The following is a 23,990-nucleotide window of genomic DNA, read 5'->3' on the forward strand; positions in this document are numbered from 1 at the left end:
AGAGGCTGATCAGGGAACTTTCGATGCCATGGTTCCTGCTTCCGGCGGAGCCTTGTCCGTCCATGCCGGTGGAAGACCGAGGCGTGCTCCGACGAAACCCGTCACGCCCGGCGGCTTCCCGAATGCCTTGCAGGCCTCATACTTGGGCGTTCGACCGACGAGAGCCGCGAGTTTTGCCCTGGAAGGGAACGAGGGCGTCGCTCCGAAAGGCGTCTTGCCCTTGACCAGCATCTTGCTGAAATCGCCGCCGAATTTGGCGGCGAGGCTATAGGCATCCCCTTCCTTGGCGACCGTGCCCGAATCAAAAAATGCGTTCGCACCACGTCCCCAGATCATGACTGCCTTCTGCGCACCCTGGGGATTGAAAGCCTCCGCCTCGAGCGAGAGGCTGCCCATGCCGATCGGAATACGCGGAACGGGCACTGGTACACCCGGCAGCAATACGCTCTTGCCTACGGATGTGACTTTCGAGACGCCGACAGCCGTCGCATTTGTTGCCCTGACCTGTGTCACGACGGCGCGAACGGTCAGATCTGCCGGCTCCGATAGACCGACGACGATGAAGCGTTCGCTCAATCCGGAGCAAAGCGCTCTGTCGACGGCATTGGTGACGAGATCGCGCTGCTTGGACGTGAAGGCAGCGCTTTCGGCGCGCATGGAAAAGGCGGTAGGAATGATCTTCACGGTCTTGGCCGCAAGAACGTCGTCCCTGCTCACCCGAAGAAGCGAGTGCGCGACCAGCCCGTCCGATCGCGTCAGGCCATCATAGGACCGCAGGGATCCCGCCCGATCCAGCGGGGCGGCGGCGCAGCCCCCTAGCACGCTCAACAGCAGAGCCATCGAGCAAATGTCGCGCCTCCGACGGCTTTCGGCGGCATATGGATCATAGGTCTTACTTCCATCGTGATTTGGGATTGCATTGGCTGGCATCGATGTTTGTGCTCCTGCACCCGGTTATGAACATTCAGCATCAACATTAAATATCGCACTTGATGTAAAAATTAATGTTGGCTACTTTGCGGCAATCGGGAGGCGAAGCGAAAGAATTATTTTACCGCGAATTGAGAACTCTACGAGGGAGGCGTAAGGGCCCCCCATGATTTGAGTGGCGTTGCGACTCATGCCAAAATGGCCAGATGCAAGATGCAACCTCAAAGCCGGAAGGCCTGCGCGAATGCAAGCGCCGCCTGACCTTTCAACGCATAGCGGACGCCGGAATGAAATCCTTTCTCGCGAAAGGCTATCAGGAAACGACGATCGAGGAGATTGCGGCAGCGGCCGGTATTTCCCGGCGGACTTTCTTTTATTACTTCAAGAGCAAGGACGATATTCTTCTGGCACACCAGCGCCGATATATGGACGCACTGCGGACTGGCATCATGGAGAATGCCTCAGCCGGGCGTCCGCTCGAGGTCGTCCATCAAGCCACCCTGGGACTTGTGGCCCGCATCGAGGCGGAAGCGCCGCGGCTTCTGGAGACTGCCAAGCTTTTACGTCAAAGCGAGACCCTGCGCGCCCGGTCACGGGGTAACTCTTTGCAGCTTGAGCAAATCGCCTACCAAGCCCTGTGCGAATTGTTTCCGACCAGGGACCGCGACGGTCTGCAGCTGGTGTCGATGATCGGAGTGAGCCCGCTTCGCCTTTCGGTCAACAAATGGCTGCAGGAAAATGGCAGGCTGCCGCTGATCAAGTATCTTGAGGATGCGCTCGCAAAATGGCGAACGGAAATCTGATCCGTCAGCCGAACGGAGCGTGCTAAGCCGCTTCCTGTGGGTCGTTGATCAGGATCTAATATCGAGCACGCGGTTCTTGTGGGCCGGATGCGTGCTGTAGACGAAGATCTTGTTCATTTCCTTCTCCGTGAGGAGACGCAGGAAACGAACTTCCACCGTGTTGTTGGAGAAGACCTTCATCAGCACACAGCCGACCTTGGTGATGCGGGCGTCAGGAATATCCAGATAGAACTGCTTCGGCAGATTATACTGGGTGAGGATCGCAAGAACCGCGCTGCTCTGCGAGATACGGATAATATCGCAGCGGCGCGACGCAAGATTCATCACGCCCTTTTCAGTGTATTCGAGGCGGGCGGCATTCATGGTGTCTTCCATGCGAAACCGCACTTCGCGGTCATACATGAAGGATTCTTCCTTATTAAGGAAATGCTGACCCGAATTAGCTCTGCCGAACGCAGCCATCTTGGTAGACCCCTGAAGTATATTATGAAGGGGAGACTATCAGCCGGTCTTTAACAGAAGGTTTGAACGCGCCGGCCCAAGATGAATTTTGTTGTTCATTTTTACTTGAGCCGGGGCATCCGGTAAGCGCCTACTTGCGATAGGAGTGGCCGCTGGCGTCGAAAAGATGCAGCTTCTGACGGTCGGCGGCAAAACGCATCTTTTGGCCGCGATGGATATCGGCAATGCCGGGGATCTTGACGATGATCGGCTCGCCATCGACCAGGCCTTCGAGATAGAGCTGCGTCACTTCGCCGAGCGCCTCGACGATGGAGACCTCACCTTCGAAAAGATAGTCGTCACCGGTCGCGACACGCAGGTCTTCCGGACGCACACCGAAGCTCGCCGTCTTGCCCTTCTCGGACGCCTCCGTCGGTACGTCCAGCGTCACGGCCTTGCCGCCCGTTAGCGTCACGGTCGTCGTTGCGCCTGTTTCGGTCACGGTAGCGGGGATGATGTTCATGGCCGGCGAGCCGATGAACTTGGCGACGAACAGATTGGCCGGGCGCTCGTAGAGTTCAAGGGGAGCACCGACCTGCTCGACACGGCCGGCCGACAGCACGACAATACGGTCGGCCAGCGTCATGGCCTCCACCTGGTCGTGGGTGACGTAGATCATCGTCGTCTCGGGCATGGAATCGCTGAGTTTGGCAATCTCGATGCGGGTCGCGACGCGCAGGGCGGCGTCGAGGTTCGACAGCGGTTCGTCGAACAGGAAAACCTTGGGGTTGCGGCAGATGGCGCGGCCGATGGCGACGCGCTGGCGCTGACCGCCCGAGAGCGCCTTGGGCAGACGCTCCAGATATTGCGTGAGCTGCAGGCTCGCTGCCGCCGCCCGCACACGACGGTCAATCTCCTGCTTGCTTTCGCCGGCAATGCGCATGCCGAAGGCCATGTTGTCGTAGACGGTCATATGCGGATAGAGGGCATAGGACTGGAAGACCATGGCGATGCCGCGCCGCGACGGCGGCACCTCATTCACCTTCTGACCGGCGATCATCATATCCCCGGCCGTGATGCTCTCCAGCCCGGCAATCATCCTGAGCAAGGTGGACTTGCCGCAGCCGGAGGGACCGACGAAGACGATGAACTCGCCTTCATTGATCTCCAGATCGATGCCGTGCAGCACATGCACGCTGCCGTAGGATTTCTTGATATCCCTCAGAACAAGTCCCGTCATTGTGCTTCCTCCTCCCAAAGGTCAGGCGAGACGCGCGAAGTAAGCGCCCCAGGCCGGAATATCGATCTTGTTGCCGTAGTTGTTGCTGGTAAAGCCGTGTCCCGTCAACGCCTGCCAATTGCCATCGGGCAAAGTTGACAGCGTTTCGACAGGGCTCATGTTGAAGACGCAGAGAATGGTCTCGCCGGCATAAGTGCGGGTGTAGATCAGCACGTCGCCCTGTGGCTCCGAAAAGGCAATCTCGCCCTTGGCGAAGGCCGGATGCTGCTTGCGGAAGGCGAGGAAGCGGCGGTACTGCTCCAGCACTGAATTTTCATCGCCCTGCTGGACGCTGACGGCACGCAGAATGTGTTCGACCGGTACCGGCAGCCACGGCTTCACCGTCGAGAATCCGCCCTGCGCCACCTGGCTGTCCCAGACCATCGGCGTGCGGCAACCATCGCGGCCCTTGAACTCGGGCCAGAATTGGATGCCGTAGGGGTCCTGCAGATCCTGGTAGGCAAGATCCGCTTCCGTCAGTGCCAGTTCCTCGCCCTGATAAATGCATACGGAGCCGCGCAGGGTCAGCAGCAGCGCCGCATAGAGCTTGGCGAAAGCATCGCGGTCGGCAACCAGATTGCCCCAGCGGCTGACATGGCGCACGACGTCGTGGTTGGAGAAGGCCCAGCAGGCCCAGCCTTGTGGAGCTGCCGTGTCGAAGTCGTTCATCACCTCTTCGACGCGATCCGGCGACAGGGCGTCCGGCGCCAGGAATTCGAAAGCGTAGCACATGTGCATCTTGTCGCCGCCGGATGTGTATTCGCCGACGATCTCGAGGCCGCGCTGGCTGTCGCCCACTTCGCCGACGGCAGCAATCGCCGGATATTCGTCGAGCACGGCACGGAAGCGCTTGAGGAACTCCAGGTTCTCGGGACGATTCTTGTCGTAGAGATGTTCCTGAAAATTATAGGGATTGACGGCCGGTGCCGTGGACGCGTTGCGGCGCGAAGGCTCCAGTGCCGGGTTGTCGCGCAATTCCTTGTCGTGGAAGTAGAAGTTGATGGTGTCGAGACGGAAGCCATCGACGCCGCGGTCGAGCCAGAAACGGACGACGTCGAGCAAGCGGTCTTGCACCTCTGGATTATGCAGGTTCATATCCGGCTGCGAGGTCAGGAAGTTGTGCATGTAATATTGCATACGGGTCGGATCCCACGCCCAGGCAGAGCCGCCAAAGATCGACAGCCAGTTGTTGGGCGGTGTGCCGTCCGGCTTGGCATCAGCCCAGACATACCAATCAGCCTTCGGGTTATCCTTGCTCGAGCGGCTTTCGACGAACCAGGGATGGCGATCCGAGCTGTGCGACAGCACCAGATCGATCATCACCTTGATGCCGAGACGATGAGCTTCCGTCACCATCGCATCGAAATCGGCCAGCGAACCGAAGATCGGATCGACGTCCTCATAATTGGAGACGTCGTAGCCGAAATCGCGCATCGGCGAGGTGAAGAAGGGCGAAATCCAGATAGCGTCGACGCCGAGCGCTGCGACATGCGGCAGACGGACGGCGATACCCTTGAGATCGCCGATGCCGTCGCCATTGGAGTCCTGATAGGAGCGCGGATAGATCTGATAGATCACCGCGCCGCGCCACCAGTCCTTGTCAACATCTAAAGCCGATTGAAGGGCAATGCTCATGCTGTATGGGTCCTGTCTGGATAATATGATTTTGGATCAGCCCCCCTTCACCGACCCGGCGAGCAGACCGCGCACGAGGTAGCGCTGCAGACCAAAGAAGACGAGGAGTGGGATAAGGATGGTGACGAAGGCCGATGCCGTCAGGATTTCCCAGTTGCCGCCGCGCGAGCCGAGCAGCGCGTTGAGGGCGGCCGTGAGCACGAGGTGATCCTTGTCGGTGCCGAGGAAGACCATGGCGATCAGAAGGTCGTTCCACACCCAGAGGAACTGGAAGATCGCGAAGGAGGCCAATGCCGGGAATGACAGCGGCAGGATGATCTTGACGAAGATATCGAAATCGCTGGCGCCATCGACGCGGGCGGATTCGATGATTTCCTTCGGCAGGCCGGCAATGTAATTGCGCAGGAGATAGATGGCGAGCGGCAGGCCGAAGGCCGTATGCGCCAGCCAGATGCCAGGATAGGTCTTCGACGGTACGCCGAACATCTGGCCAATTTCGTTATAGATGCGCAGAAGCGGAATCAGCGACATCTGCAGCGGCACGACGATCAAGCCGACGACGAGCGCAATCAGGATCGCGCGGCCGGGAAACTCCATCCAGGCAAGCGCATAGGCGGCGAAGGCGGCGATCAGGATCGGAATGACCGTCGCCGGGATCGTCACCGTCAGCGAATTGATGAAGGACTGGCCGATACCCTCACCGCCCAGCACGTTGCGATAGTTGTCCAGCGTGAATTGCGGCGGCGTGGCGACCGTCAAATAGACGCGCTTGGCCCGGGCATCCGCCCCAAACGGGCCGTTCTTCTTGTAGCTGTAGCTACCATCAGAGTTGATCGTTAGCGTCTCACCATTTTCCAGCGCGGCGGGAGCGCCTGCCTTGTAGGCTGCCGGCTCCTGCACGCGCAGGCCGAAGGACTGGATCTTGCCGCCGCCTTCGACGGCGAGCGTGCCTGATATCACGAAATTTGCGCCATCAGGTTTTGCCTTATCCGCACCGTCAAGGCGGGCTGCCGTGGTGCGCGACGAGCCGGCAAAGGCCGTCCACCAGCCGGAAGCGACGATCTGATCCTTGTCGCGCAGCGCGGTGACGAAAATGCCGAGCGTCGGCAACAGCCAGAGCAGGACGATGAGCAATACCGCGGCGTGAACGAAAATGCGGGCGGGGCCGATGCGACCGAGATTTCCAATCATGTCAGCGCCCCTTCGTCTCAGCATTTGCGCGGCGAATGTTCCAGATCATGATCGGCGTGACCGCGACCATGATGACGAGCGCGATGACGGCGCTTCGGCCGCTGTCGCCGCCGCCACGGAACATCCAATTGAACATCAGGTTGGCAAGCACCATCGTGTTCCACTGGCCGTTGGTCATGGTCAGCACGATATCGAAGACCTTGAGGACGAGGATGGTGATCGTGGTCCAGACCGTGGCGATCGTGCCCCAGACCTGCGGCACCATGATTTTCCAGAAGATCTGCCAGCCATTGGCGCCGTCGATGACGGCAGCCTCAATGGTTTCCTCGGGAATGCCGCGTAGAGCCGCCGAGAGGATGACCATGGCAAAGCCGGTCTGGATCCAGATCAGCATGACCATCAGGAAGAAGTTGTTCCAGAACGGAATGGTGATCCAGACCTCCGGTGTGCCGCCGAACAGCTGGACAACGGCATTCAGAAGGCCGATCTGCGTATCCGTGCCGCCGCGATATTCATAGATAAACTTCCAGATGACGGAAGCGCCGACAAACGAGATCGCCATCGGCATGAAGATGACGGCCTTGGCGAGATTGCCCCACCAGATGCGGTCCGTCATGACGGCGATGACAAGGCCAAAAAAGGTGCAGGCGGCCGGCACCACGGCAAGCCAGAGGATGTTGTTGAAAATCGACTGGCGGAATTCAGTGTCGTTGAGTGCCCAGAGATAGTTGGCGCCGCCGACGAATTTGCTGCCGTCCGGGCCGTAGAAAGACAGGATGAAGGTCGCGACGACAGGATAGACGAGGTAGACGACGAGCAGGAACAAGGCCGGCCCCAGGAACAGCCAGGGGCGGATGAGACCACGGCGACGAAGGTTGACGGCCGCTCGATGAACGTCGTCCCCTTCCCTTGCCGGAAAGATCAAGTCCAAGAGCTTGTTGGAAAACCAGAAATAAGCGGCGCAAATGGCAACGCCGAATATCATGGCGCCAATCGCCGATACGATCTGCGAAAACATCCCTTCCCTCCCCGAATTATCTGCTTTTGTCCATCAGTCGGGCATCGGCCGCGCTGAAGGGCGCGTCGTCATATGCAGTATGGCGCCGCCGGCGAGTTGCCGGCGGCGATAGGGCTATGATGTCCTACTTGATGGCGTCCCAGGACTTCTGGATACCGTCGGCTACATCCTGAGCGGACTTGCCGCCGACGAAATCCACCATGCCCGTCCAGAACGAGCCTGCACCGATCTTGCCCGGCATCAGGTCGGAACCGTCGAAGCGGAACGTGGTGGCCGTGGTCAGGATTTCGCCTTCCTTGCGCAGCGTGTCATTGGCGTAGGCAGCCGTGTTGACGGACTTGTACGGCGTCAGGAAGCCGGACTGGGCCATCCAGACTTCCTGGGCGATCGGCGTCTGGAGGAACTGGATAAAGGCGCGGGCGGCCTTCGAATCCTTGGTGATGGCTGCTAGCGTGCCGGCGCCGAGAACCGGCTTACCGAGTTCAGGATGCGCGGCGCTGGGCGGGAAGTAGAAGAAGTCCGCATCCTGGCCGAGCTTGGTGCCTTCCGGGAAGAAGGATGGGATGAAGGATGCCTGCTTGTGCAGGTAGCACTTCGGCGGAACCGTGAAGAGGCCCTTCGGGCTGTCGCGGAAGTCGGTCGAGGCAACGGCCGCAACGCCGCCGGCAACATATTTCGGATTCTTTGAGAACTTGCCGAATTCCTCGATGGCGGCAACGACCTTCGGATCGTTGAACTTCAGCGAGTTATCGACCCAGTGGTCGTAATCCTGCGGCGTATTGAGGCGCAGCATCAGATCTTCGACCCAATCGGTTGCCGGCCAGCCGGTCGCACCGCCCGAACCGAGGCCGATGCACCAGGGGGTGCCGCCATCCTTGACGATCTGATCCGAAAGCTTGATCAGGTCCTCCATGGTCGTCGGAACCTTGTAGCCGGCTTCCTCGAAGTTTTCCGGAACGTACCAGACCAGCGACTTCAGATCGGCCTTGTAGGGGAAGGCATAGAAGGCGTCCTTTCCGTCCTTGCCCTTGTAGGTGCCGTAGCCGACCCAGCTGTCGCCGGCACCGTAATTGGTCTTGACCCAGCTTGCGAGATCATCACCGAGCGGCGTCAGATAGCCCTTGCTGGCAAGGTTGGCGAGCAGGCCCGGCTGCGGGAGAATGGCGACGTTCGGCGGCGAGCCAGCCTGCGTGTCGATGACGATCTGCTGCTCGTAGTTTTCCGAGGACGAATATTTGGCGTTCACGCCGGTCGCTTCGGTGAAATAGTTCAGGATGCTGGTGAAGAGAGCCTCGTCCTCGCCGCGCCAGGGGCCGAAAATGGTCAGCGTCTCGCCCTTCAGGTCGGCATGGGCCGCCTTGAAGTCGTCATAGCTCTTCCAGTTGAACTTGGAGTCCTGGCCCGGCTGGAACTTCAGATCGGCAGCCATCGCCGTACCGGCCACCAGAGCGGCGGCAGCGACGGTCATAAGAAACATTTTCTTCATGCGGTTGTCCTCCCAAATAACGAAACCCATGAGCCCAGACACTGTTTTGTGCTGTGCGCCCCATTTCCTCAAAGCGCTTTGGCTACGTCTGTCATCCATTGAGAGCGGGATAAAGTCAAGCGATTTTCAGATTCCAGCCAGTATACACAGCAATTCTCGCGCTGCAGCAGAGAAAGCATGTCGATTTTTTACTAATTATCTTGTCTCCCACGCTTCTGCTGCTACATAATTGAAAGCGCTTTGAAAGCCTGAGACTTTTCGGGAGGTTGTCTCGGCATCGTGGCGGCATGCAGTTGGAGGAGCCGAAACACCGTGAATCTGAAGCAGCTATCGCACATGCTGGGGCTGTCGCAGACGACAGTCAGCCGGGCGTTGAACGGATATCCGGAAGTCAATCACGAGACTCGCGAGCGCGTTCTCAAAGCGGTTCGGGAAACAGGCTATCGCCCCAATAAGGCAGCTCAAAGACTTGCAACTGGCAAGGCCGGCTCGATCGGGCTTGTCATGCCGACCTCGCCCGGCAATTCCTCGGATGTGCACTTCTCGGAGTTTCTGACCGGCCTCGGCGAGGAAGCCTTGCGGCACGACTTCCATTTCGTCCTGACGCCGGCGGATCCGAATGATGAGGTCGGCGCCCTCAGGCGATTGGCGGCCAGCGGCAATGTCGATGCCCTCTTCGTCAATTATATGCGCGGCCACGATCCGCGCCTGGAGATGCTGAAGTCGCTATCCATGCCTTTCCTCGTGCATGGACGCTCCATAGGCTCCGAGCCCGACTATCCTTTCCTCGACATCGACAATGAAGCCGCCTTCTACGACGCCACGAAGCTGCTGCTGCAGCTCGGACACCGGCGCTTTGCCCTCTTGAACGGCCCGATCTATTTCGATTTCGCCATTCGCCGGAAGAACGGCATGGATGCAGCCCTTGCCGAGCGTGGCCTGACGCTCGACGAAGCCTGCGTCAGCCATACGCCGATGACGGATGAACAGGGCTTGTTAGCCATGGAACGCATCCTGCAAATGGAAAAGGAGAAGCGACCGACAGCCGTGCTTTGTTCCAGCACGGTGCTGGCCCTCGGCGCCGTTCGCGCCATTAATCAGGCAAAGCTCAGGCTCGGCGAGGACATCTCGATGATCGCCCACGACGACGTGCTGACCTTGCTCAAACCGGAAAACTTCACCGTGCCGCTGACGACCACGCGCTCATCGCTGCGCGCAGCGGGTGTGCGCATCGCCGAACGGCTGATCGGCGAAATCAAGCATACGGAAACATTTCCTGCACAGGAATTATGGAAAGCGGAATTGATCGTGCGCGCATCGACCGGCGTTGCGCCGGCCGATTGATATAACTTTAGAATTTCGGCGGTTTCCGACCAGCGGCGCGATGGGCAGCGATGACGGTATTGGCCATCAGCATGGCGATCGTCATCGGCCCGACACCACCCGGAACCGGGGTGATCGCAGCAGCGATTTCGGATGCTTCACCGTAGGCGACATCGCCCACCAGCCGGCTCTTGCCCTCGCCCCGCTCAGGGGCCGCGATGCGGTTGATGCCGACATCAATGACGGTGGCACCGGGCTTGATCCAGTTGGCCTTGACCATCTCCGGACGGCCAACGGCCGCCACCAGGATATCGGCACCCCTTGCAACGGAGGCGAGGTCCTTCGTCCGCGAATGCGCCGTCGTCACCGTCGCATTGGCAGAAAGCAGCAATTGCGCCATCGGCTTGCCGAACAGGTTGGAGCGGCCGATGACCACGGCATTGAGACCCGACAGGTCTTCGCCATGGATCGAACGTACCAACAGCATGGCGCCGGCCGGCGTGCAGGAGATCAGCCCGGTGTCGAGATCGCCAGTCGCAAGCTTGCCGGCATTGACGACATGCAACCCGTCGACATCCTTCTCCGGCTGGATCGACTGGATGATCGCATCGGAATCCAGATGCTTCGGCAGCGGCAGCTGGACGAGAATGCCGTGGATGGAGGGATCATCATTCAGCGAGGCCACCAGGGCAGCGAGCGCTTCCTGCGTCGTTTCCGCCGGCAGCGTGTGCTGGACCGACTTGAAGCCGCACTCCTTGGCCATCTTGCTCTTGGAGTTCACATAGGCGTGGCTGGCCGGATCGTCACCGACGATGACGACCGCAAGACCAGTCTTTACCCCGGCCTCCGCTTCAAGTCCCGCCGCTGCAGCCTTCACGGCCTCGATCACCGAAGCCGCCGCTTGTTTCCCGTCGATCACTGTCGTCACGCTCGTCTCCCGATCATGAATTCGCTGGCAATCTACAAGCCATCCGCTCTATGGAATGGCCTGCAAACGCCCTATGGTGTCTGAAAGCGGTAATTGCAAGGGAAAACGAAGAGACGATCAGGCGCGGTCCGGATGTCTGCGTACCGCGTAGGTTTCGACTTTGGCACGCAGGGATGCAAGTTCCTGCTGGATGCGGCCCCACTCGTCCGCAATATCGAACTGATCTGCACCACCGGAAACAAGAGCAGCCGATGGCTCCGGCGCGATCGCCGGCAATGATGTGAGCTCCATATCATCGTCATGAGGCAAAGCGTGAGCCATCGGCATGATGCTTTCCTCGGTCGCTTGGTCTTCTGCCAGTTCCGCACCGGCCAGCCACTTGCGCAGGAATACGGCGCAAAGTGCCAGGCCAAGCCCGGCGAGGAAGCCCGCAGCCTGATTGCTCGCGAGATGACCGTCCAGCGGCGCGGCGGATGCGACCGCCTGGGACAACACTGTCAGCGGCGGCCTGACTTCGGAAATCATCATGCCAGCATTCTGCTGATCGGTCTCATATCGGCTCTGCGCTGTCGTCACGGCATCCTGTAGCTGCCCGAGGCGAGCGAGGTCGACATCGCTCCCTGTCTGACTGGCGACCGTCATTTGCGCCGAGAGAGCGGCTTGCTTTTCCAGGGCAGCTTTTACGTCCGCTTCGCTGCTGACGGCCAGCCGCTGCAGCTGGCTGCGCATATTGGCCGCGAGATCATCGACGGTGGCCTGCTGTGCAAGCAGGCGGGGATGGCGCGGGCCGAGCTGCACCGAGAGCTGCGTTAGCTGTGACTTTGCGGCATTGTAGCGGCTGCGCAAGTCATCAAGTCCCGCCGACGAAAGATCGCCCGACAATGCGCCGCTCAGCACCGATGCCGGCGTGGCCGATTTGACGGCCGTGAGACGGGCCTTGGCGGTGCGTACGGCCAGATCGGCTGCCTTTATCTGCACATCCAGCTGCTGACGCTGCTGCCGGAGCGCTTCCGCCGCAGCAATCCTGTCTTCGCCATAGCGCGCCTTGAATTCGGCAAGAGCGGCGGAGGCGCGATCGAGCTCCTTTCGGCTGCGATCAGCCGCCGTTTCTACCCCAAGCGACGTACCGGCCGCCTTTGCAACAGCGGGATCATAAAGGGAAGCGATAACAAGCCGGTTGGCAATATCGGCCGATCTGGCGGGATCGCCCGATGTAACGATCAGGCGCAGCAGACCCGTCTGATTATCGATATCGACGGCAATGTCTTTGCGCAGCGTGGCCTGCGCGCGTGACGGCGCGTCGGATGCATTGCCGCTGCCGGAAAGCAGCTCGACGGCAACCCCGAGGGCACCCGCCCGGCTGCCGGTAAATTCCGGATCGCGGTCAAGCTTCATCCTGGCGACAATATCGGACAATACGGACGGAGCAACGACACGCTTCGCCGCAACATCCAGCAGGGCCTGACGCCCGCGACCTTCGCCCTCCGCATGCAGAACGGCCTGCGATACATAGAGCGGCGGCGAGGCAAGCAGGATGGGAATAGCCGCACCCGTCAGCGCGGTTGCGGCAATGAAACAGAGGGCGCCGAAGCTGAGGGACCAGCGTCCGGCCCGAGATACCTGTTCAACGACAACTGGAGCGGGGACGGCCTGCCGCGGAAACTCCCCTATGCCTTCAAGCAGATCAGGCACGAATTCCAGCAAATCGGGCGCAGGCTCCGATGACAGCTCCGGCATTTCGCGGCGTTCCGAGCGGTAGGCATGTGAGACCTCTTCCGCCTGCTCGGCCGCCGTCCCGATCCCCGGCGATCTTCGACCGGACACCGGATAGGGATCGCCGTTCAACCGTCTGCGCAGGATGGCGCGCAATTCCGCATCCCGTGGGTCGTCGGCGTTGGCAGCGCGTCGGTCGACCGCGCTACCCAAGCCATCATCTTCACCGTAAGGGGAGATATGCCGGGCAGATCGCCGCGAAACCTTTTGGGTTTCCGCATCGTCGGGGTGGAATCCGGTCCTGGCTTTGCTTTCAAACATGGCGGGTTATCTCGCGCACATGGTCACAGACCAATGCAAATGGTTAACCCACTCTAAAATTTCATGCCAAAGAAAGAGTTAACGCCAAGCCCGCAAATACTAGCTCGCTAATTTATTCGGCGGCGCGATATGCCGCTGCGGCAAGGGATGCGGCTCTGCGCGAAGGACACGCTCCTTGCGGCCAAACTGATGCCTGACAACCTGATAGAGGAATAGCGGTATGCCGAGCATGTAGCGCCGCCAGAGCCTATTCGGCTCCAGTACCAGACGGAACAACCACTCGCCGCGCATTACGCGCACGAGTCTCGGCGCGCGCGGCACCGTCTCCGAAATGAAATCGAACAGGGCGCCGACGGTCAGGACGAGGCGTGCGTGCTGCGGGCCGACATGTTCGGCAACCCATTTTTCCTGCAACGGCGTGCCCATGCCGACAATCAGCACATCGATCTTCTGGCGGCTGATTTCCGCGGTCACGGCATGGCTCCGCGCCGGATCGAAGAAACCGTCCGATACGACGATAAACTGGTGCCACGGGGCATGTTGGCGAAATTTCTCCGCTGCCTTTTCGACGACGGAGCGCTTGCCGCCCAAGAGACCGATCCGTCTCGGCCGCTCCATGAATGTCAGCAGCGCGGGCACGAAATCCGTGCCGTTCAGATTGGCTGGGAAAGGTTCACCATGAGCGACGCGCGAGGCGATGTCGAGACCAACACCGTCGGGAAGAACCAGATTATGCTCAAGGACATTGCGGTAGCTGTCATCGCGCAGCATGACGAGCATGTTATGAGCATTGACGAAGGAGATCGAAGTCTGTCCGACCGGCAGGGACGCAAGCTCGTTGACGAAAGTCAGCGCGTCATCCCAGCCCAGATCGCATACCGGCAGATCGAAGATCATGCGGCGCGACGCAACGAGGGCAAAATCGGCTACCTGGTTCAATCCAACACCCTCCTGCCCGGCATCGCTGACGCGCATGATGCCGGTACGCATAAAGCTCATGCCCCTCACCGTTCATCGGTGCGGCGACTGTGAGGCATGGCTCGGGAGAGTTTATAGCAAGACAAATCCAACTTTCCGTTAGGAAGGAAGGTTGAATTTGTCCGATGTCATCAGGGATCTGTTAAGCATATCTGCTAAATGTAAGATATTTCTTACATTCGTACGTGACCGGCATCTTGTAACCGGGAGATATTACTCGACCGGCACCTTGTCCTTGGCCGCATCCTGCACGATCTTGACAGGCTTGACCGTTCTCTTGCCTACACTTTCCCCACCGTGGGTTTCCTCCTTGGAGAGATAGTCGAGCTGTTCGATCAGCACGTCGGCGACGTAATCGCCACCGAGCCGCTCGTTCATCCGCTTCTTCAGATCGGCGCGGAAGGCGGCAACGTCGAAATTCTGCGCATGCGAGATATCGATCGTCTTGTTGCCGATCAGCAGCGAAAAGAGCTCATCGGTCGTCAGCTCCGGCAGAGGTATCTGAATGGCATTCGCCTTACCCTTTTCCATCATGAAGGAAATGCGCGTCAGGAAATAGCCGGTCACCTGGCCGTTGGCGATAACGGGAACGTTGATCGACTCGCCCTTGACGAGTTGCTGCTGCGCCTTCTTGGCGTCATCAGGACTGATCGCGGGCGCCGTCGCCACCTGCACCGAAAAATAGACCGAGGCCAATGTCACGGCGCAGACCCACAGGCCGGTGATGACGAGCTTGATCATCCGGCCTCACGGACGCGGAATTGTTCCTGCGAATAGGTGCCGTCTGCGTCGGCATTCTGCACCGCATTCTTCAAAATCTCGGCGACGGCGCGCACGGCCTCGAGATGCGCCTCGACGCGGCGGGCGTTCAGAACCAGCTTCTTCTTCAGATCGTGCAGCTGCTCGATATGGGCGGCGGCGAGATCGGCCGGATCGGTATCGCGAAACAGCATCGACAATTCATAGAGGCAGCGGCTCTTGTGTGCGTTCGATACCTTGAGATCGAAGTCCGGATCGGCGCCGATCCGGTTGTTCTCATTGTCGATAATCATCTCCAGGCGGCCAAGGACAGACTTGATCCGATAGTCCTGCGACATCATTTCCATGTTTGTTACCTCGCTCATGCTTTCTGGGACGTCAACGAATTCTGGTTGGTGATGCCGATGTCGCCGTCGTTATCGGCATTGGCAGCGGCAAGCGTCTTGCGCTGAAAATCGGTAATCGCGCTGAGCGCCATCTTCTTGTCGTTCTCGTCGGTCGCTGTATGGATGGCGCCGGTATTGCGCATCTTGTCGACCTGTTCCTTGTACATTTTTTCCGCGATGCCCACGCCGCCGTTCTTGGAGATCGTGTCGCCCAATTGCTCGGCCATCATGCCCTTCCAGATCTCGCCGGCCGAGCCCTTGCCGTAGAGCGTCTCGCTGCTCGGCAGCATGTTCTTCACGAAGTTCTGCAGCACCATGGACTCGAACTTGCGATAGGCCTGCGGGACCTTGGTTCCGGCCACATGCGTATTGGCATTGGCGAGGCCCGCTTGGGTGGCGGCGCTGTTCATCGCATCCACCGCCGCGCCGAAACCATTGCCGTTTTCGGCCAGGCTGGTGGCGGCAAAAGCGGCTCGATTGGCAGCAAGCTTGGCCTGCGCGGCCTCGACATCTGCGGGATTTGCCGCCTTGACGACATCGAGTACCAAATCACTCGGAGGCGAAATAGCCACGTCACGTCTCCTTCTGCTCTCGCATACCCTGAAAATGCGCGGCCCAGCGCCCATCTCAGGACATGTCGAATCAAACTGTCGGAGCAGGTCGGCAACCCACCGCTGCGAATCCTGCTCTATGATCGCGATGATTATTATTTTTGAACCTTGCTGGAGGCTGGCGTTGCTCCGGCGAAACGCTGATCGATGATATCGTAGACGGCGTTGTCGTCCGATTCTCGCAATTCGAGCTCGCGCGCATCCTTCATGTGCTCTTCCAGCCTGTCGGCCTTGGTGCGCTCCTGCTGGACCTTCATCTGAATGAGCGCCTGGATGCTTTCCAGCTGTTGATCCCGGATCATCAGGCGACCGTAGCGTTCGGCGTAGTGGATCGAGAATGCCATGTGCACAGGATCGACCGAGCCAATGGCAACCATGACCCGCTCCATCGCTTCCGTCACTTCGGCGCGCTGCCGGGTCGTATCGGCAAGCTCATTTTCCGCCATCCGTTCCAGATGGCGCTGCACCGCGACCAGGCGCTTCAGTTTTTCGGACCGGTTTTTCTCCGCCATCGTCTACCTACTCGCCGGCTCTGCCCGAATCGGGCTTCATCATCTGTCCGCCTGCGGGCTAATGCCCGTTAAAGACGGTGAGGAACGCACTGGAAAACTGACTGACCAGGGCCGCGATGCTGAGATAGAGCATGAACAGCCCTCCCATCAGCAGGTACGGCGTGGAAATGAAATAGATCGGAATCTGCGGCGCCAGCTTGTTGATGAAGCCGATGGAAATCTGGAACATCAAGCCATAGAGCACGAAGGGGCTTGCCAGCCGCAGCATGATGAAGAAGGTCGTCTCCAGCGTATCCGTAATCGAGATCAGCGCGGCGCGCGGCTCGATGTGGCCGCCGAAGGGAATGACCGAATAGGAATCGACCAGCGCCTGCAAAACATAATGGTGAAAATCCATAATGAAGAGAATCATCAGCCCGCAAAAGCTGACAAGGCTGGTGAGCGATGTTTCGTTCGATTCCTCGATGATGTCGGCGCCACCGGGCGCGTTGAAGCCGATCATCATCGATATGACCGTGCCGGTGAATTGCAGGCCAAGCGTATAGATCCTGGCCATCATCCCATACATCAATCCGATGACGGTTTCGGTGAAGATGAGGCCGATATAGTTCGCATCGCCCTTCGACACCTGCGGATAGATCGTATTCCAGAGCAATGGCAGGATCGCCATCGTCAGTGCCGCGGAAAGAAGCAGCCTGATCTGCGGAGGAACACGGCCGGAGGAAAATCCCGGGAGAACCATCATGCAGCCGCCGATGCGGCAGAAGGCGACGAACAGCGCCAGAATGGTCCCCTGGGGATCTGATATCATGAAATCGAACCTAGAATCTTGATCTCGATCCCCTTGGCCAATTCCACATGCGACAGGACCGGAAGGGTCGCGAACAGGCGTTCGATGATCATGCGCACATAGGAGCGCGTTTCCGGCGACGTGACAAGAACGAAGGGCATGCCCCTGTCCATGTATTCACGGATAACTTTGCCGGCCTGCTCGCTGAACTCTTCCAGGCTGCGTGGGTCGATGTCGAATTCGACGATTTCACCCTTCTGGTCGCGCTTCAGCGCCTGGTGGAAAATCAGATCCCATTTGCTGCCGAGTCTGAGGACGCGCAGCACGCCATTGTCGGCCAGATCGCCGCAGAGTTGCTGCGCCATGCGCACGCGCACGTGCTCGACGATCTGCTCGGTCTTGCGCACATGCGGCGCCAGTTCCGCAACGGCTTCGAGGATGAGATGCAGGTTGCGGATCGAAACGCGTTCGGCGAGCAACAGCTTCAGCACGGCTTGCAGACCGGAATAGGACATGTGCGACGAGCAGATTTCGTCGGCGAGCTTCTTGTATTCCGGGTCGAGACGCTCGATCAATATCTTAACGTCCTTATACGACAGCAGCGCTGGCAGGTTGTTGCGGATGACTTCGCTCATATGGGTGAGCACGACCGAGACGTTGTCGATCGGCTGGAAACCCTCGCGCTTCAGATCCTCGGTAAAGGCTTCGAGAACGGAGACGGCGGGCATGCCGAAAGCGGGTTCGCGAATCTCGTCGCCCGGAACGGTCGGCTTGCGGCCGGAACCGGTGACGACAAGCACTTCGCCGACGCGCAGCATGTTGGAGGCGATCGTCGTGCCGTGGATGCGGATCTGATACGACTTATCGGCAATCGCCATGTCGTCGATCACCTTGATCTCCGGCACGACGAAACCGTATTGCGTCGCGAACTTCTTACGCATCTTGCCGACGCGGAAAGCGAGCTCCTGGTGGGCGCCGAGCAGGCGGGTGGAGACGATCTTGCCGAGCGCCAGTTCGATTTCGGCAGTCTTCAGAACTGACTTGACCGAATCCTTCTCCATTTCCTTCGTCTGCATCACCTTCTGCTCTTCGGCATCGCGGCGAAGCTTGTTCTCGGCTTCGATCTGGCGCGGAATGAACCAGGCGCCGGCGGCCATCAGGCCGCCGAGGAAAACGAAGGGAAGGAATGGCATGCCGGGCATGATGGCCAGGATGCCCATGAGGACTGCGGAGACGGCGAGCGCGCGGGGATAGCCGCTCAGCTGATTGACGACGGCTTGGTCGGTGGAGCCGGCGGTGCCGCCGCGCGAAACGAGAAGGCCCGCAGCGAGAGAGACGATGAGCGCCGGCATCTGCGAAACCAGACCGTCGCCGACGGAGAGCTTCACGAAAACGTCCGCAGCCTGGCCGATCGGCATACCATGACGGAAATAGCCGATAATGATGCCGCCGAAGACGTTGATGCAAGTGATCAGAAGGCCGGCGACCGCATCGCCGCGCACGAACTTGGAGGCACCGTCCATCGCGCCGAAGAAGGAGCTTTCCTCCTCCAGTTCGCGGCGGCGGCGCTGCGCTTCCTTCTCGTCGATGAGGCCGGCGGAAAGATCGGCGTCGATCGCCATCTGCTTGCCGGGGATGGCGTCCAGGGTGAAGCGGGCGCCAACTTCGGCGATACGGGTCGCACCCTTGGTGATGACGATGAAGTTGATGGTGATGAGGATGAGGAAGACGATCAAACCGATGACGAAATCACCCGACATGACCAGGCTGGAAAAGCCGGCGATGACGCCGCCGGCGGCATCGTGCCCCTCATAGCCATGCGAAAGGATGACGCGGGTCGTGGCGATGTTCAGCGCCAGACGCGTCATCGTGGCGATCAGCAGGATCGTCGGGAAGGACGAAAATTCCAGCGGCTTCTTGATCCAGAGCGCCACCATGAGGATCAGCACGGAGAGCGCGATCGAGAAAGCCAGTCCAAGGTCGATCAGAAACGGCGGGATCGGCAGGAACAGCACGCACAGGATGACCATGATACCGAGGGCAAACCCGATATCGCGTATGCTGGGATTGGCTTTGGGAAGTGCTATTGCGGGTGGTTGTGCCATCGACCGGTTCCGTCTCTTCATGAGAGGTGGCAAACGGCCGAACCGCCTGCCCTATTGGAACCGAGCATTAGAAGCCGAAGCTTGCGCGAGCATGGCCTATGGCCATCGATGCTCGTAGCCAAAGGCCGCTGCGGCCTTCGGACCTTCTCTCGCTAGAAGCCCGATTGAATGCGGGAGAAGACGAGGTTGGTGAAGATCGAAATTTGCGCGCCGACGAATGGCGCCGAGATGCCGATCGTGACCATGACGGCGACGATCTTCGGCACGAAGGTCAAGGTCGCCTCCTGCACCTGGGTCAGCGCCTGGATCAGCGCGATCACCAAACCGACGACCATGGCGGCGATGACAGCCGGACCGGAAGCCACAAGCACCGTCCAGATCGCCGCCTGGAAAATATCCAATGCATCGGCTTCATTCATAACCTGTCCACTCCCGGTTCAGCGGCACATCATGTGCCGCTGGTCTGATCCGTATTCGACGACGAATCACTGCTGCTACTATCGCTCGACGTGGCCGTGGTATCAATGGTCGTGCCTGCCGGAGCGATCGTCACGCCGGCCTGGATCAGAATCTTGTCGCCGGCATTTGTTTCGGCGATGATACCATCCGTATAGACGCTTACCTGCTTGATCGTGCCGGTGGTCTTGCCGTCAGCGCTCATGATCTGCTTGCCGATATAATCGGAGGCCTGCGAGATCCACTGGTTCTGCAGCACGGTTTCCAGATGCGAGTTGGTCTGGATTTGCTGCTCGACCTGAGAGAAGCTCGCCAGCTGGGAAATCTGCTGGCTGGCATCCATCGGACTGGTCGGATCCTGGTTCTTCATCTGCGCGATGAGGAGCTGCAGGAAATCGTTATAGTTCAAAGTAGCCTTTGCGGATGCGGCGGCAGCATTGCTGGCAGTGTTCGAAGTGCTGGTGCTGCTGCCAACGCTGTCTACCGCTGCCATGGGGCGATCTCCCGGCGGATGTGCTCGATCGTCGCCGCCGGCATTTCCTGGCTGTTCAGAATATGATCCTCGATCGGGTAAAGGCCGCGGATCGCCTTCAGCGCATCGAAGGCGCGGCCGGTGGCGACGAGACCGTCTATGCGCTTGAGTTCGGCCAGCACTTCCTCATTGTGGAAGCACGACAGCAGCATAACGATCGACTTGCGGAACATCGCCGTCGACTGTTCCTTGCCTTCCGGATTGATGAGGATCATCTGCGCGATGAAATAGAGCTGACGCAAGGGCGTCGTCGCGTCCTCCGGTTGGAGCACGTGGTTCTCGAGCAGGAATGTCACATCATTCAGGAATTCCAGAGCAACCTTGCGGTCGACGCGCAGGACGGCCCCGTTGATAAAGATCTTTTCCCCGGCTTTAAGCGATATGCGAAGCGTACTTTTCATTTAAGTCCATCCCTGATGATGGTGGTGACATCGATGATGCCTTGATAGTTTTCCGACTGGCGCCGTCTGATCCGCTCGCATTCCTTCAATATCCAGATGGCGATCGAAATCAGATTGGCGCGCAACTCGACGTTGAGCTGGTTCTCCGGGCTTTTGAGATCCTCGACAAAGCTTACCCATAGGCGTCGCGTATAGAAGAGAGCCTCGATCGCTTCACGGCCGTATTTCCCCGCATCACGGGCCGCAGAGAGAAGAGCTACCGACCGGTCCAGAACTTGTCGTTCTCGTTCCTTGGCGTCGGCCACTGCATCCTGCATGACTTCCGCATATGAGAACTGATACATTCATGCATCCTTCCTGGTCATTACTTCCCTTTGATCATCAAAGGTAATTTACAAGGCTTAACTGCTGGATCTTGGAAACAATCGTGTAAGCCGTTTCGAGCTGGGTCTGGAGACTGTTGACCTTGGTCGATGCCTCATAGGGATCGACCCCGGTCAAGTCACCGATACTGGTGTTGAGAATGGTCTTCTGGGCATTCAGCGTCGTATTCGCATCCGACAGGCGCGACTGCGAGAGGCCTAGCTGACTTGCCTGGCTGTTCAACCCGTCGATCGACTGACGCGTATAGCTGATGGCCTGCTGCGTGACGGCGTTCGCCGCACTTTGATTGAGACCGGGCGGCGTGCCCATCAGAGCATTGGTCACGCTGGTCGCCAGCGCCAGATACCGCATGCCAGATGAATTCGAGTTCGTCGAGGTTTCGATGACTTCCGAATTATTGATGCGGCTCGTCATATTTTGATCGGACGCGCTCGACCAACTCGACCAGCCGCTGTCCGACGTGAACATCGGCGCGACGGTATTGGTGATGAAATCGTTTATCTGGGCTGCAGATATGGTCGATGCGGTTACCGGCGGTGATTGATTTGCCATGTAAGTCGCAAGCTGCGCCTGAATATCCGCGTTCGTTGCCGAGGAATTATCCGTCATCGGCTGGACGTCGGTGTTGGTTCCGGCAAAGAGATACTCGCCATTGACCATCGTATTGGCGGAAGCGATGACATTCGACAGGGTCGACGACGCAGTCTGCTGTGCCAGGGCGACGCTGCTGCCATCGGTGTTGCCGCTCAGCGCCACAAGCTGGTCCATCAGGTTCTGCGCTTGCGTGCCCATACCGGTCAAGGCGGTTTGCGACGTCGTCATGCGCTGGTTCGCAATGGAGTTGCTACTGAGAATGGAATCGATGCGGGACACGTCCCGCGTCAGATTCACATTCAGCGACGTGCTGCTGCCAAGCGCTACTCCGATGTCGGCATAGACGCCCGTGGTCGCCTCCGTCGAAGCGCTCGTCATCTCATTCTGCGCCTGACGAATCGTCTGGCGCATGGCGTTCTGAATGGCCGTGCTCGAAATGAAAGAAAGTTTCATGGCTTATCTCACAATATCCAGTACCGATTGGAGCATTTCGTTGACGGTGTTCAATATCTTCGTTCCAGCCTTGTAGGACTGCTCGATATCCATCATCAGCGTCAGTTCCTCATCGAGATTGACGCCGGTCGCATTCGAATAGGCGCTCGAGGAGCGCGAAAGAGCAGCAGAGGTATTTTCCGCTGCGGTCGTTGCCGTGCTGCGCTGACCCTCGAGCCAACCGATGGAGTTCGCTGAATAATCCATGAGCGTGGCACTGGTGTCGGAGCCCGCGTTGGGATCGAACGCCATCTTCGTGTTCATGGCGGTGATATAGGCATCGAGCTGTGTGGAATAGCCGCTATCACCGCTGGTATTTACGGTATACCCGTTATGCGCGACACCGCTGCTGTCGACGAAATTATTGATACCACCGTCACGCAATAATGTCGGGTCGCCACCTTGGGATGTGATTAATTTCGGATTAACGGTTATCGAGCCGGCCATACCCGCGACTGCGGTGGAACCAGTCGGAACGCTGCCACCGCTCCAGGTAAACAGGCCTGGCTTGGTTGGCTCGCTGGAACCGCTATATTTTTCCGCGAAAATCGTAACCAGCCCTCGCGCCATTTCATCGAGCTGTTTCTGGTAGGTCGGTGCGACGTCATCACGGATCTGAAGCGCTGCCTGAAGAGTGCCCTGCGCGGTCGTATTCGCACCCTGGCCGGAGGTCAGTGCAACTCCGTCGATATAGACACTGTTGCCCGGCCCGGAAACGTCAGCTGTATAAGTATTCGTCGGCTGAAACGTGACCGAGCGCGGAATGGTCTCGAACAGGGTCGTCCCGCTCGTGGTATAGAGCGCCATGTCGTTGTTGCCGCGCGTCACGGTTGTCACGCCGACAATCTTCGAAATCTGGTTCAGGATCGAATCGCGCTGGTCCATCGCGTCGGCAAGGGCGCTCGATGTCGGGCCAGCGGTGGTCGTTGCCGATTTCACCGCATCGTTGGCGGTCTGGAACTGCTTTAGCAGACTGTTCAGCGTATCGACGTCGGAGCTGATTTGTTTGTCGGCGTCGGTACGGGCGCTCTGCACTGCCGCCGTGGCATTGTTGAGCGATGTCGCCAGGCTCTGAGCCGCATTGATTGCAGATTGCGCCGCCGTAGCGTTGGACGGCGATCCCGCATAATTCTGCATCGCATCCTGAAATGCCGACAGATAGGTCGCCGGCGCGATCTCGTTGTCGTTGCCGCCGAGCGTGGCCGACTGAAGATTGCTGTAGGCGTTCAGCAGCAGCTGCTGTGCGGAATCTGACGAGGCCGAGCTGAGATAGGCTTTCTGTAGCGCCGGTTCGCTGCTGCGGGCAATCTGCACCACCTGAGCGCCAGCCATGTTGGTCGTCACCACCGCCTGACGACGCGAATAATTCGCGTTGTTGGCATTGGCGATATTGTTCGACACGACGCTGCTCTGCGTGCCGGTATTGTTGAATATTGCCTGCGCGTTGTTGAGAGCTGTTGTGAGCGACATGACTGACTCGATACCCTATTCGTTTTAGCGCGGCAGATTGGCCGAAGGCGCGCAGGAAGTGTCGGAATAGCCTGTCAGAGCAAGGCCGGCGAAATAGACCAGATTGTCATTGGCAGCGGATGGACGATCACCGGAACGAACCGGCAATACCCTCCCGCGAACATGACGCAAGACGAGAGCATCGTCGCCCAAAGCGACGCCGAGGCGAGTTGCCTGCGTATCCGCTTCCGCAAGTGCGGTCCTCATGCTGCCGAAATTCCTCATCTGGAATCCTCGTTATCCTTCATACGACTGAGAGTAGGTGGCGGGCCTTGCGTGAAGCTGTCTGAGAGGACGAAAAACCGATCATCGCGAAAAGCTTCGTCAAGAGCGTCATCAGGCGACCATGCTGCCGGCTGTTGCACGCCGAAATGGTAAGGAACAACGTACCTTCCGGCGCCATGTCGATCCGA

Annotated in this window: 25 protein-coding genes; 2 read left to right on the top strand and 23 right to left on the bottom strand. The window is 59.0% G+C overall.

Annotated features, from left to right (window positions below):
* Window positions 1-9: 9 nt before the first annotated feature.
* Complete coding sequence (locus AC13RM_RS19920) at window positions 10-930, bottom strand: DUF3313 domain-containing protein (RefSeq protein WP_488555444.1); 921 nt, start codon at window positions 928-930, stop codon at window positions 10-12.
* A gap of 206 nt (window positions 931-1,136) precedes the next feature.
* Here AC13RM_RS19920 and AC13RM_RS19925 point away from each other — a divergent pair, with 206 nt between their 5' ends.
* Window positions 1,137-1,733 (top strand): TetR/AcrR family transcriptional regulator, encoded by a 597-nt coding sequence (locus tag AC13RM_RS19925; protein WP_440478972.1) that lies wholly within the window; start codon window positions 1,137-1,139, stop codon window positions 1,731-1,733.
* Between the two features lie 48 nt (window positions 1,734-1,781).
* On the opposite strand, the gene AC13RM_RS19930 is transcribed toward AC13RM_RS19925, so the two are convergent.
* The 6 genes from AC13RM_RS19930 to AC13RM_RS19955 form a co-directional block, all read right to left on the bottom strand.
* Window positions 1,782-2,135, bottom strand: coding sequence for a hypothetical protein (locus AC13RM_RS19930; RefSeq protein WP_112335318.1), 354 nt, complete (start codon window positions 2,133-2,135; stop codon window positions 1,782-1,784).
* 190 nt (window positions 2,136-2,325) lie between these two features.
* Window positions 2,326-3,414, bottom strand: coding sequence for an ABC transporter ATP-binding protein (locus AC13RM_RS19935; RefSeq protein ID WP_113232180.1), 1,089 nt, complete (start codon window positions 3,412-3,414; stop codon window positions 2,326-2,328).
* A gap of 21 nt (window positions 3,415-3,435) precedes the next feature.
* Window positions 3,436-5,088: a beta-galactosidase BglA gene (gene bglA / locus AC13RM_RS19940; RefSeq protein WP_488555445.1), complete on the bottom strand. Its 1,653-nt coding sequence runs from the start codon at window positions 5,086-5,088 to the stop codon at window positions 3,436-3,438.
* A 36-nt stretch (window positions 5,089-5,124) separates the two neighbouring features.
* Window positions 5,125-6,279, bottom strand: coding sequence for a carbohydrate ABC transporter permease (locus AC13RM_RS19945; protein ID WP_374820024.1), 1,155 nt, complete (start codon window positions 6,277-6,279; stop codon window positions 5,125-5,127).
* Between the two features lies 1 nt (window position 6,280).
* Entirely contained in the window at window positions 6,281-7,297 is a 1,017-nt protein-coding gene (locus AC13RM_RS19950; RefSeq protein ID WP_285174522.1) for a carbohydrate ABC transporter permease, read from the bottom strand.
* A gap of 124 nt (window positions 7,298-7,421) precedes the next feature.
* A complete protein-coding gene (locus AC13RM_RS19955) occupies window positions 7,422-8,783 on the bottom strand; it encodes an ABC transporter substrate-binding protein (protein ID WP_285174524.1) in 1,362 nt (453 codons plus the stop codon).
* Window positions 8,784-9,095: 312 nt separating this feature from the next.
* Between AC13RM_RS19955 and AC13RM_RS19960 the strand changes: the two genes are divergently transcribed.
* Window positions 9,096-10,127, top strand: coding sequence for a substrate-binding domain-containing protein (locus AC13RM_RS19960; protein ID WP_374820021.1), 1,032 nt, complete (start codon window positions 9,096-9,098; stop codon window positions 10,125-10,127).
* Between the two features lie 7 nt (window positions 10,128-10,134).
* Here AC13RM_RS19960 and folD read toward each other — a convergent pair whose 3' ends face one another.
* From folD to AC13RM_RS20040, 16 genes are all read right to left on the bottom strand, one after another.
* Window positions 10,135-11,034 carry a bifunctional methylenetetrahydrofolate dehydrogenase/methenyltetrahydrofolate cyclohydrolase FolD gene (gene folD, locus AC13RM_RS19965; RefSeq protein WP_440478970.1) on the bottom strand — a complete coding sequence of 300 codons (900 nt, stop codon included), beginning with the start codon at window positions 11,032-11,034 and terminating at the stop codon, window positions 10,135-10,137.
* Between the two features lie 117 nt (window positions 11,035-11,151).
* Window positions 11,152-13,068, bottom strand: a complete 1,917-nt coding sequence (locus AC13RM_RS19970; RefSeq protein WP_374824813.1) for a GumC family protein — start codon at window positions 13,066-13,068, stop codon at window positions 11,152-11,154.
* A 99-nt stretch (window positions 13,069-13,167) separates the two neighbouring features.
* Window positions 13,168-14,007 carry a WecB/TagA/CpsF family glycosyltransferase gene (locus AC13RM_RS19975; protein ID WP_374824852.1) on the bottom strand — a complete coding sequence of 280 codons (840 nt, stop codon included), beginning with the start codon at window positions 14,005-14,007 and terminating at the stop codon, window positions 13,168-13,170.
* A 252-nt stretch (window positions 14,008-14,259) separates the two neighbouring features.
* Window positions 14,260-14,787, bottom strand: coding sequence for a hypothetical protein (locus AC13RM_RS19980; protein ID WP_113229294.1), 528 nt, complete (start codon window positions 14,785-14,787; stop codon window positions 14,260-14,262).
* Complete coding sequence (locus AC13RM_RS19985) at window positions 14,784-15,152, bottom strand: hypothetical protein (RefSeq protein WP_113229295.1); 369 nt, start codon at window positions 15,150-15,152, stop codon at window positions 14,784-14,786. The genes AC13RM_RS19980 and AC13RM_RS19985 overlap by 4 nt, the downstream gene beginning before the upstream one ends.
* Before the next feature lie 14 nt (window positions 15,153-15,166).
* Window positions 15,167-15,763, bottom strand: coding sequence for a rod-binding protein (locus AC13RM_RS19990; RefSeq protein ID WP_113229296.1), 597 nt, complete (start codon window positions 15,761-15,763; stop codon window positions 15,167-15,169).
* Window positions 15,764-15,897: 134 nt separating this feature from the next.
* Window positions 15,898-16,314 carry a hypothetical protein gene (locus tag AC13RM_RS19995; protein WP_488555446.1) on the bottom strand — a complete coding sequence of 139 codons (417 nt, stop codon included), beginning with the start codon at window positions 16,312-16,314 and terminating at the stop codon, window positions 15,898-15,900.
* A gap of 58 nt (window positions 16,315-16,372) precedes the next feature.
* Window positions 16,373-17,125, bottom strand: a complete 753-nt coding sequence (gene fliR, locus AC13RM_RS20000) for a flagellar biosynthetic protein FliR (RefSeq protein WP_069611338.1) — start codon at window positions 17,123-17,125, stop codon at window positions 16,373-16,375.
* Window positions 17,122-19,209 (bottom strand): flagellar biosynthesis protein FlhA, encoded by a 2,088-nt coding sequence (gene flhA, locus AC13RM_RS20005; protein WP_113229297.1) that lies wholly within the window; start codon window positions 19,207-19,209, stop codon window positions 17,122-17,124. The genes fliR and flhA overlap by 4 nt, the downstream gene beginning before the upstream one ends.
* Before the next feature lie 152 nt (window positions 19,210-19,361).
* A complete protein-coding gene (gene fliQ, locus AC13RM_RS20010) occupies window positions 19,362-19,628 on the bottom strand; it encodes a flagellar biosynthesis protein FliQ (RefSeq protein WP_015338826.1) in 267 nt (88 codons plus the stop codon).
* A gap of 29 nt (window positions 19,629-19,657) precedes the next feature.
* Complete coding sequence (gene flgD, locus AC13RM_RS20015) at window positions 19,658-20,158, bottom strand: flagellar hook assembly protein FlgD (protein WP_113229298.1); 501 nt, start codon at window positions 20,156-20,158, stop codon at window positions 19,658-19,660.
* Window positions 20,146-20,598 (bottom strand): flagellar biosynthesis repressor FlbT, encoded by a 453-nt coding sequence (flbT, locus tag AC13RM_RS20020; protein WP_092709151.1) that lies wholly within the window; start codon window positions 20,596-20,598, stop codon window positions 20,146-20,148. The genes flgD and flbT overlap by 13 nt, the downstream gene beginning before the upstream one ends.
* Window positions 20,595-20,942 (bottom strand): flagellar biosynthesis regulator FlaF, encoded by a 348-nt coding sequence (flaF, locus tag AC13RM_RS20025; RefSeq protein ID WP_075855158.1) that lies wholly within the window; start codon window positions 20,940-20,942, stop codon window positions 20,595-20,597. Before flaF ends, flbT begins: the two co-directional genes overlap by 4 nt.
* 37 nt (window positions 20,943-20,979) lie before the next feature.
* On the bottom strand, window positions 20,980-22,029 hold the full coding sequence (locus AC13RM_RS20030; protein ID WP_113229299.1) for a flagellar hook-associated family protein: 1,050 nt from the start codon (window positions 22,027-22,029) through the stop codon (window positions 20,980-20,982).
* Window positions 22,030-22,032: 3 nt separating this feature from the next.
* A complete protein-coding gene (flgK, locus tag AC13RM_RS20035; RefSeq protein WP_113229300.1) occupies window positions 22,033-23,538 on the bottom strand; it encodes a flagellar hook-associated protein FlgK in 1,506 nt (501 codons plus the stop codon).
* Window positions 23,539-23,562: 24 nt separating this feature from the next.
* Entirely contained in the window at window positions 23,563-23,784 is a 222-nt protein-coding gene (locus tag AC13RM_RS20040; protein ID WP_285174548.1) for a hypothetical protein, read from the bottom strand.
* Between the last annotated feature and the right edge of the window lie 206 nt (window positions 23,785-23,990).

Source organism: Martinezella sp. CNPSo 3732 (genome assembly GCF_057784515.1).

Coding starts and splice junctions, on each gene's coding strand:
- AC13RM_RS19920 (WP_488555444.1), bottom strand. CDS start 930: ATGCCAGCCAATGCAATCCCAAATCACGATGGAAGTAAGACCTATGAT.
- AC13RM_RS19925 (WP_440478972.1), top strand. CDS start 1,137: ATGCAAGATGCAACCTCAAAGCCGGAAGGCCTGCGCGAATGCAAGCGC.
- AC13RM_RS19930 (WP_112335318.1), bottom strand. CDS start 2,135: ATGTATGACCGCGAAGTGCGGTTTCGCATGGAAGACACCATGAATGCC.
- AC13RM_RS19935 (WP_113232180.1), bottom strand. CDS start 3,414: ATGACGGGACTTGTTCTGAGGGATATCAAGAAATCCTACGGCAGCGTG.
- bglA (WP_488555445.1), bottom strand. CDS start 5,088: ATGAGCATTGCCCTTCAATCGGCTTTAGATGTTGACAAGGACTGGTGG.
- AC13RM_RS19945 (WP_374820024.1), bottom strand. CDS start 6,279: ATGATTGGAAATCTCGGTCGCATCGGCCCCGCCCGCATTTTCGTTCAC.
- AC13RM_RS19950 (WP_285174522.1), bottom strand. CDS start 7,297: ATGTTTTCGCAGATCGTATCGGCGATTGGCGCCATGATATTCGGCGTT.
- AC13RM_RS19955 (WP_285174524.1), bottom strand. CDS start 8,783: ATGAAGAAAATGTTTCTTATGACCGTCGCTGCCGCCGCTCTGGTGGCC.
- AC13RM_RS19970 (WP_374824813.1), bottom strand. CDS start 13,068: ATGTTTGAAAGCAAAGCCAGGACCGGATTCCACCCCGACGATGCGGAA.
- AC13RM_RS19980 (WP_113229294.1), bottom strand. CDS start 14,787: ATGATCAAGCTCGTCATCACCGGCCTGTGGGTCTGCGCCGTGACATTG.
- AC13RM_RS19985 (WP_113229295.1), bottom strand. CDS start 15,152: ATGGAAATGATGTCGCAGGACTATCGGATCAAGTCTGTCCTTGGCCGC.
- AC13RM_RS19995 (WP_488555446.1), bottom strand. CDS start 16,314: ATGGCGGAGAAAAACCGGTCCGAAAAACTGAAGCGCCTGGTCGCGGTG.
- fliR (WP_069611338.1), bottom strand. CDS start 17,125: ATGATATCAGATCCCCAGGGGACCATTCTGGCGCTGTTCGTCGCCTTC.
- flhA (WP_113229297.1), bottom strand. CDS start 19,209: ATGGCACAACCACCCGCAATAGCACTTCCCAAAGCCAATCCCAGCATA.
- fliQ (WP_015338826.1), bottom strand. CDS start 19,628: ATGAATGAAGCCGATGCATTGGATATTTTCCAGGCGGCGATCTGGACG.
- flgD (WP_113229298.1), bottom strand. CDS start 20,158: ATGGCAGCGGTAGACAGCGTTGGCAGCAGCACCAGCACTTCGAACACT.
- flbT (WP_092709151.1), bottom strand. CDS start 20,598: ATGAAAAGTACGCTTCGCATATCGCTTAAAGCCGGGGAAAAGATCTTT.
- flaF (WP_075855158.1), bottom strand. CDS start 20,942: ATGTATCAGTTCTCATATGCGGAAGTCATGCAGGATGCAGTGGCCGAC.
- AC13RM_RS20030 (WP_113229299.1), bottom strand. CDS start 22,029: ATGAAACTTTCTTTCATTTCGAGCACGGCCATTCAGAACGCCATGCGC.
- flgK (WP_113229300.1), bottom strand. CDS start 23,538: ATGTCGCTCACAACAGCTCTCAACAACGCGCAGGCAATATTCAACAAT.
- AC13RM_RS20040 (WP_285174548.1), bottom strand. CDS start 23,784: ATGAGGACCGCACTTGCGGAAGCGGATACGCAGGCAACTCGCCTCGGC.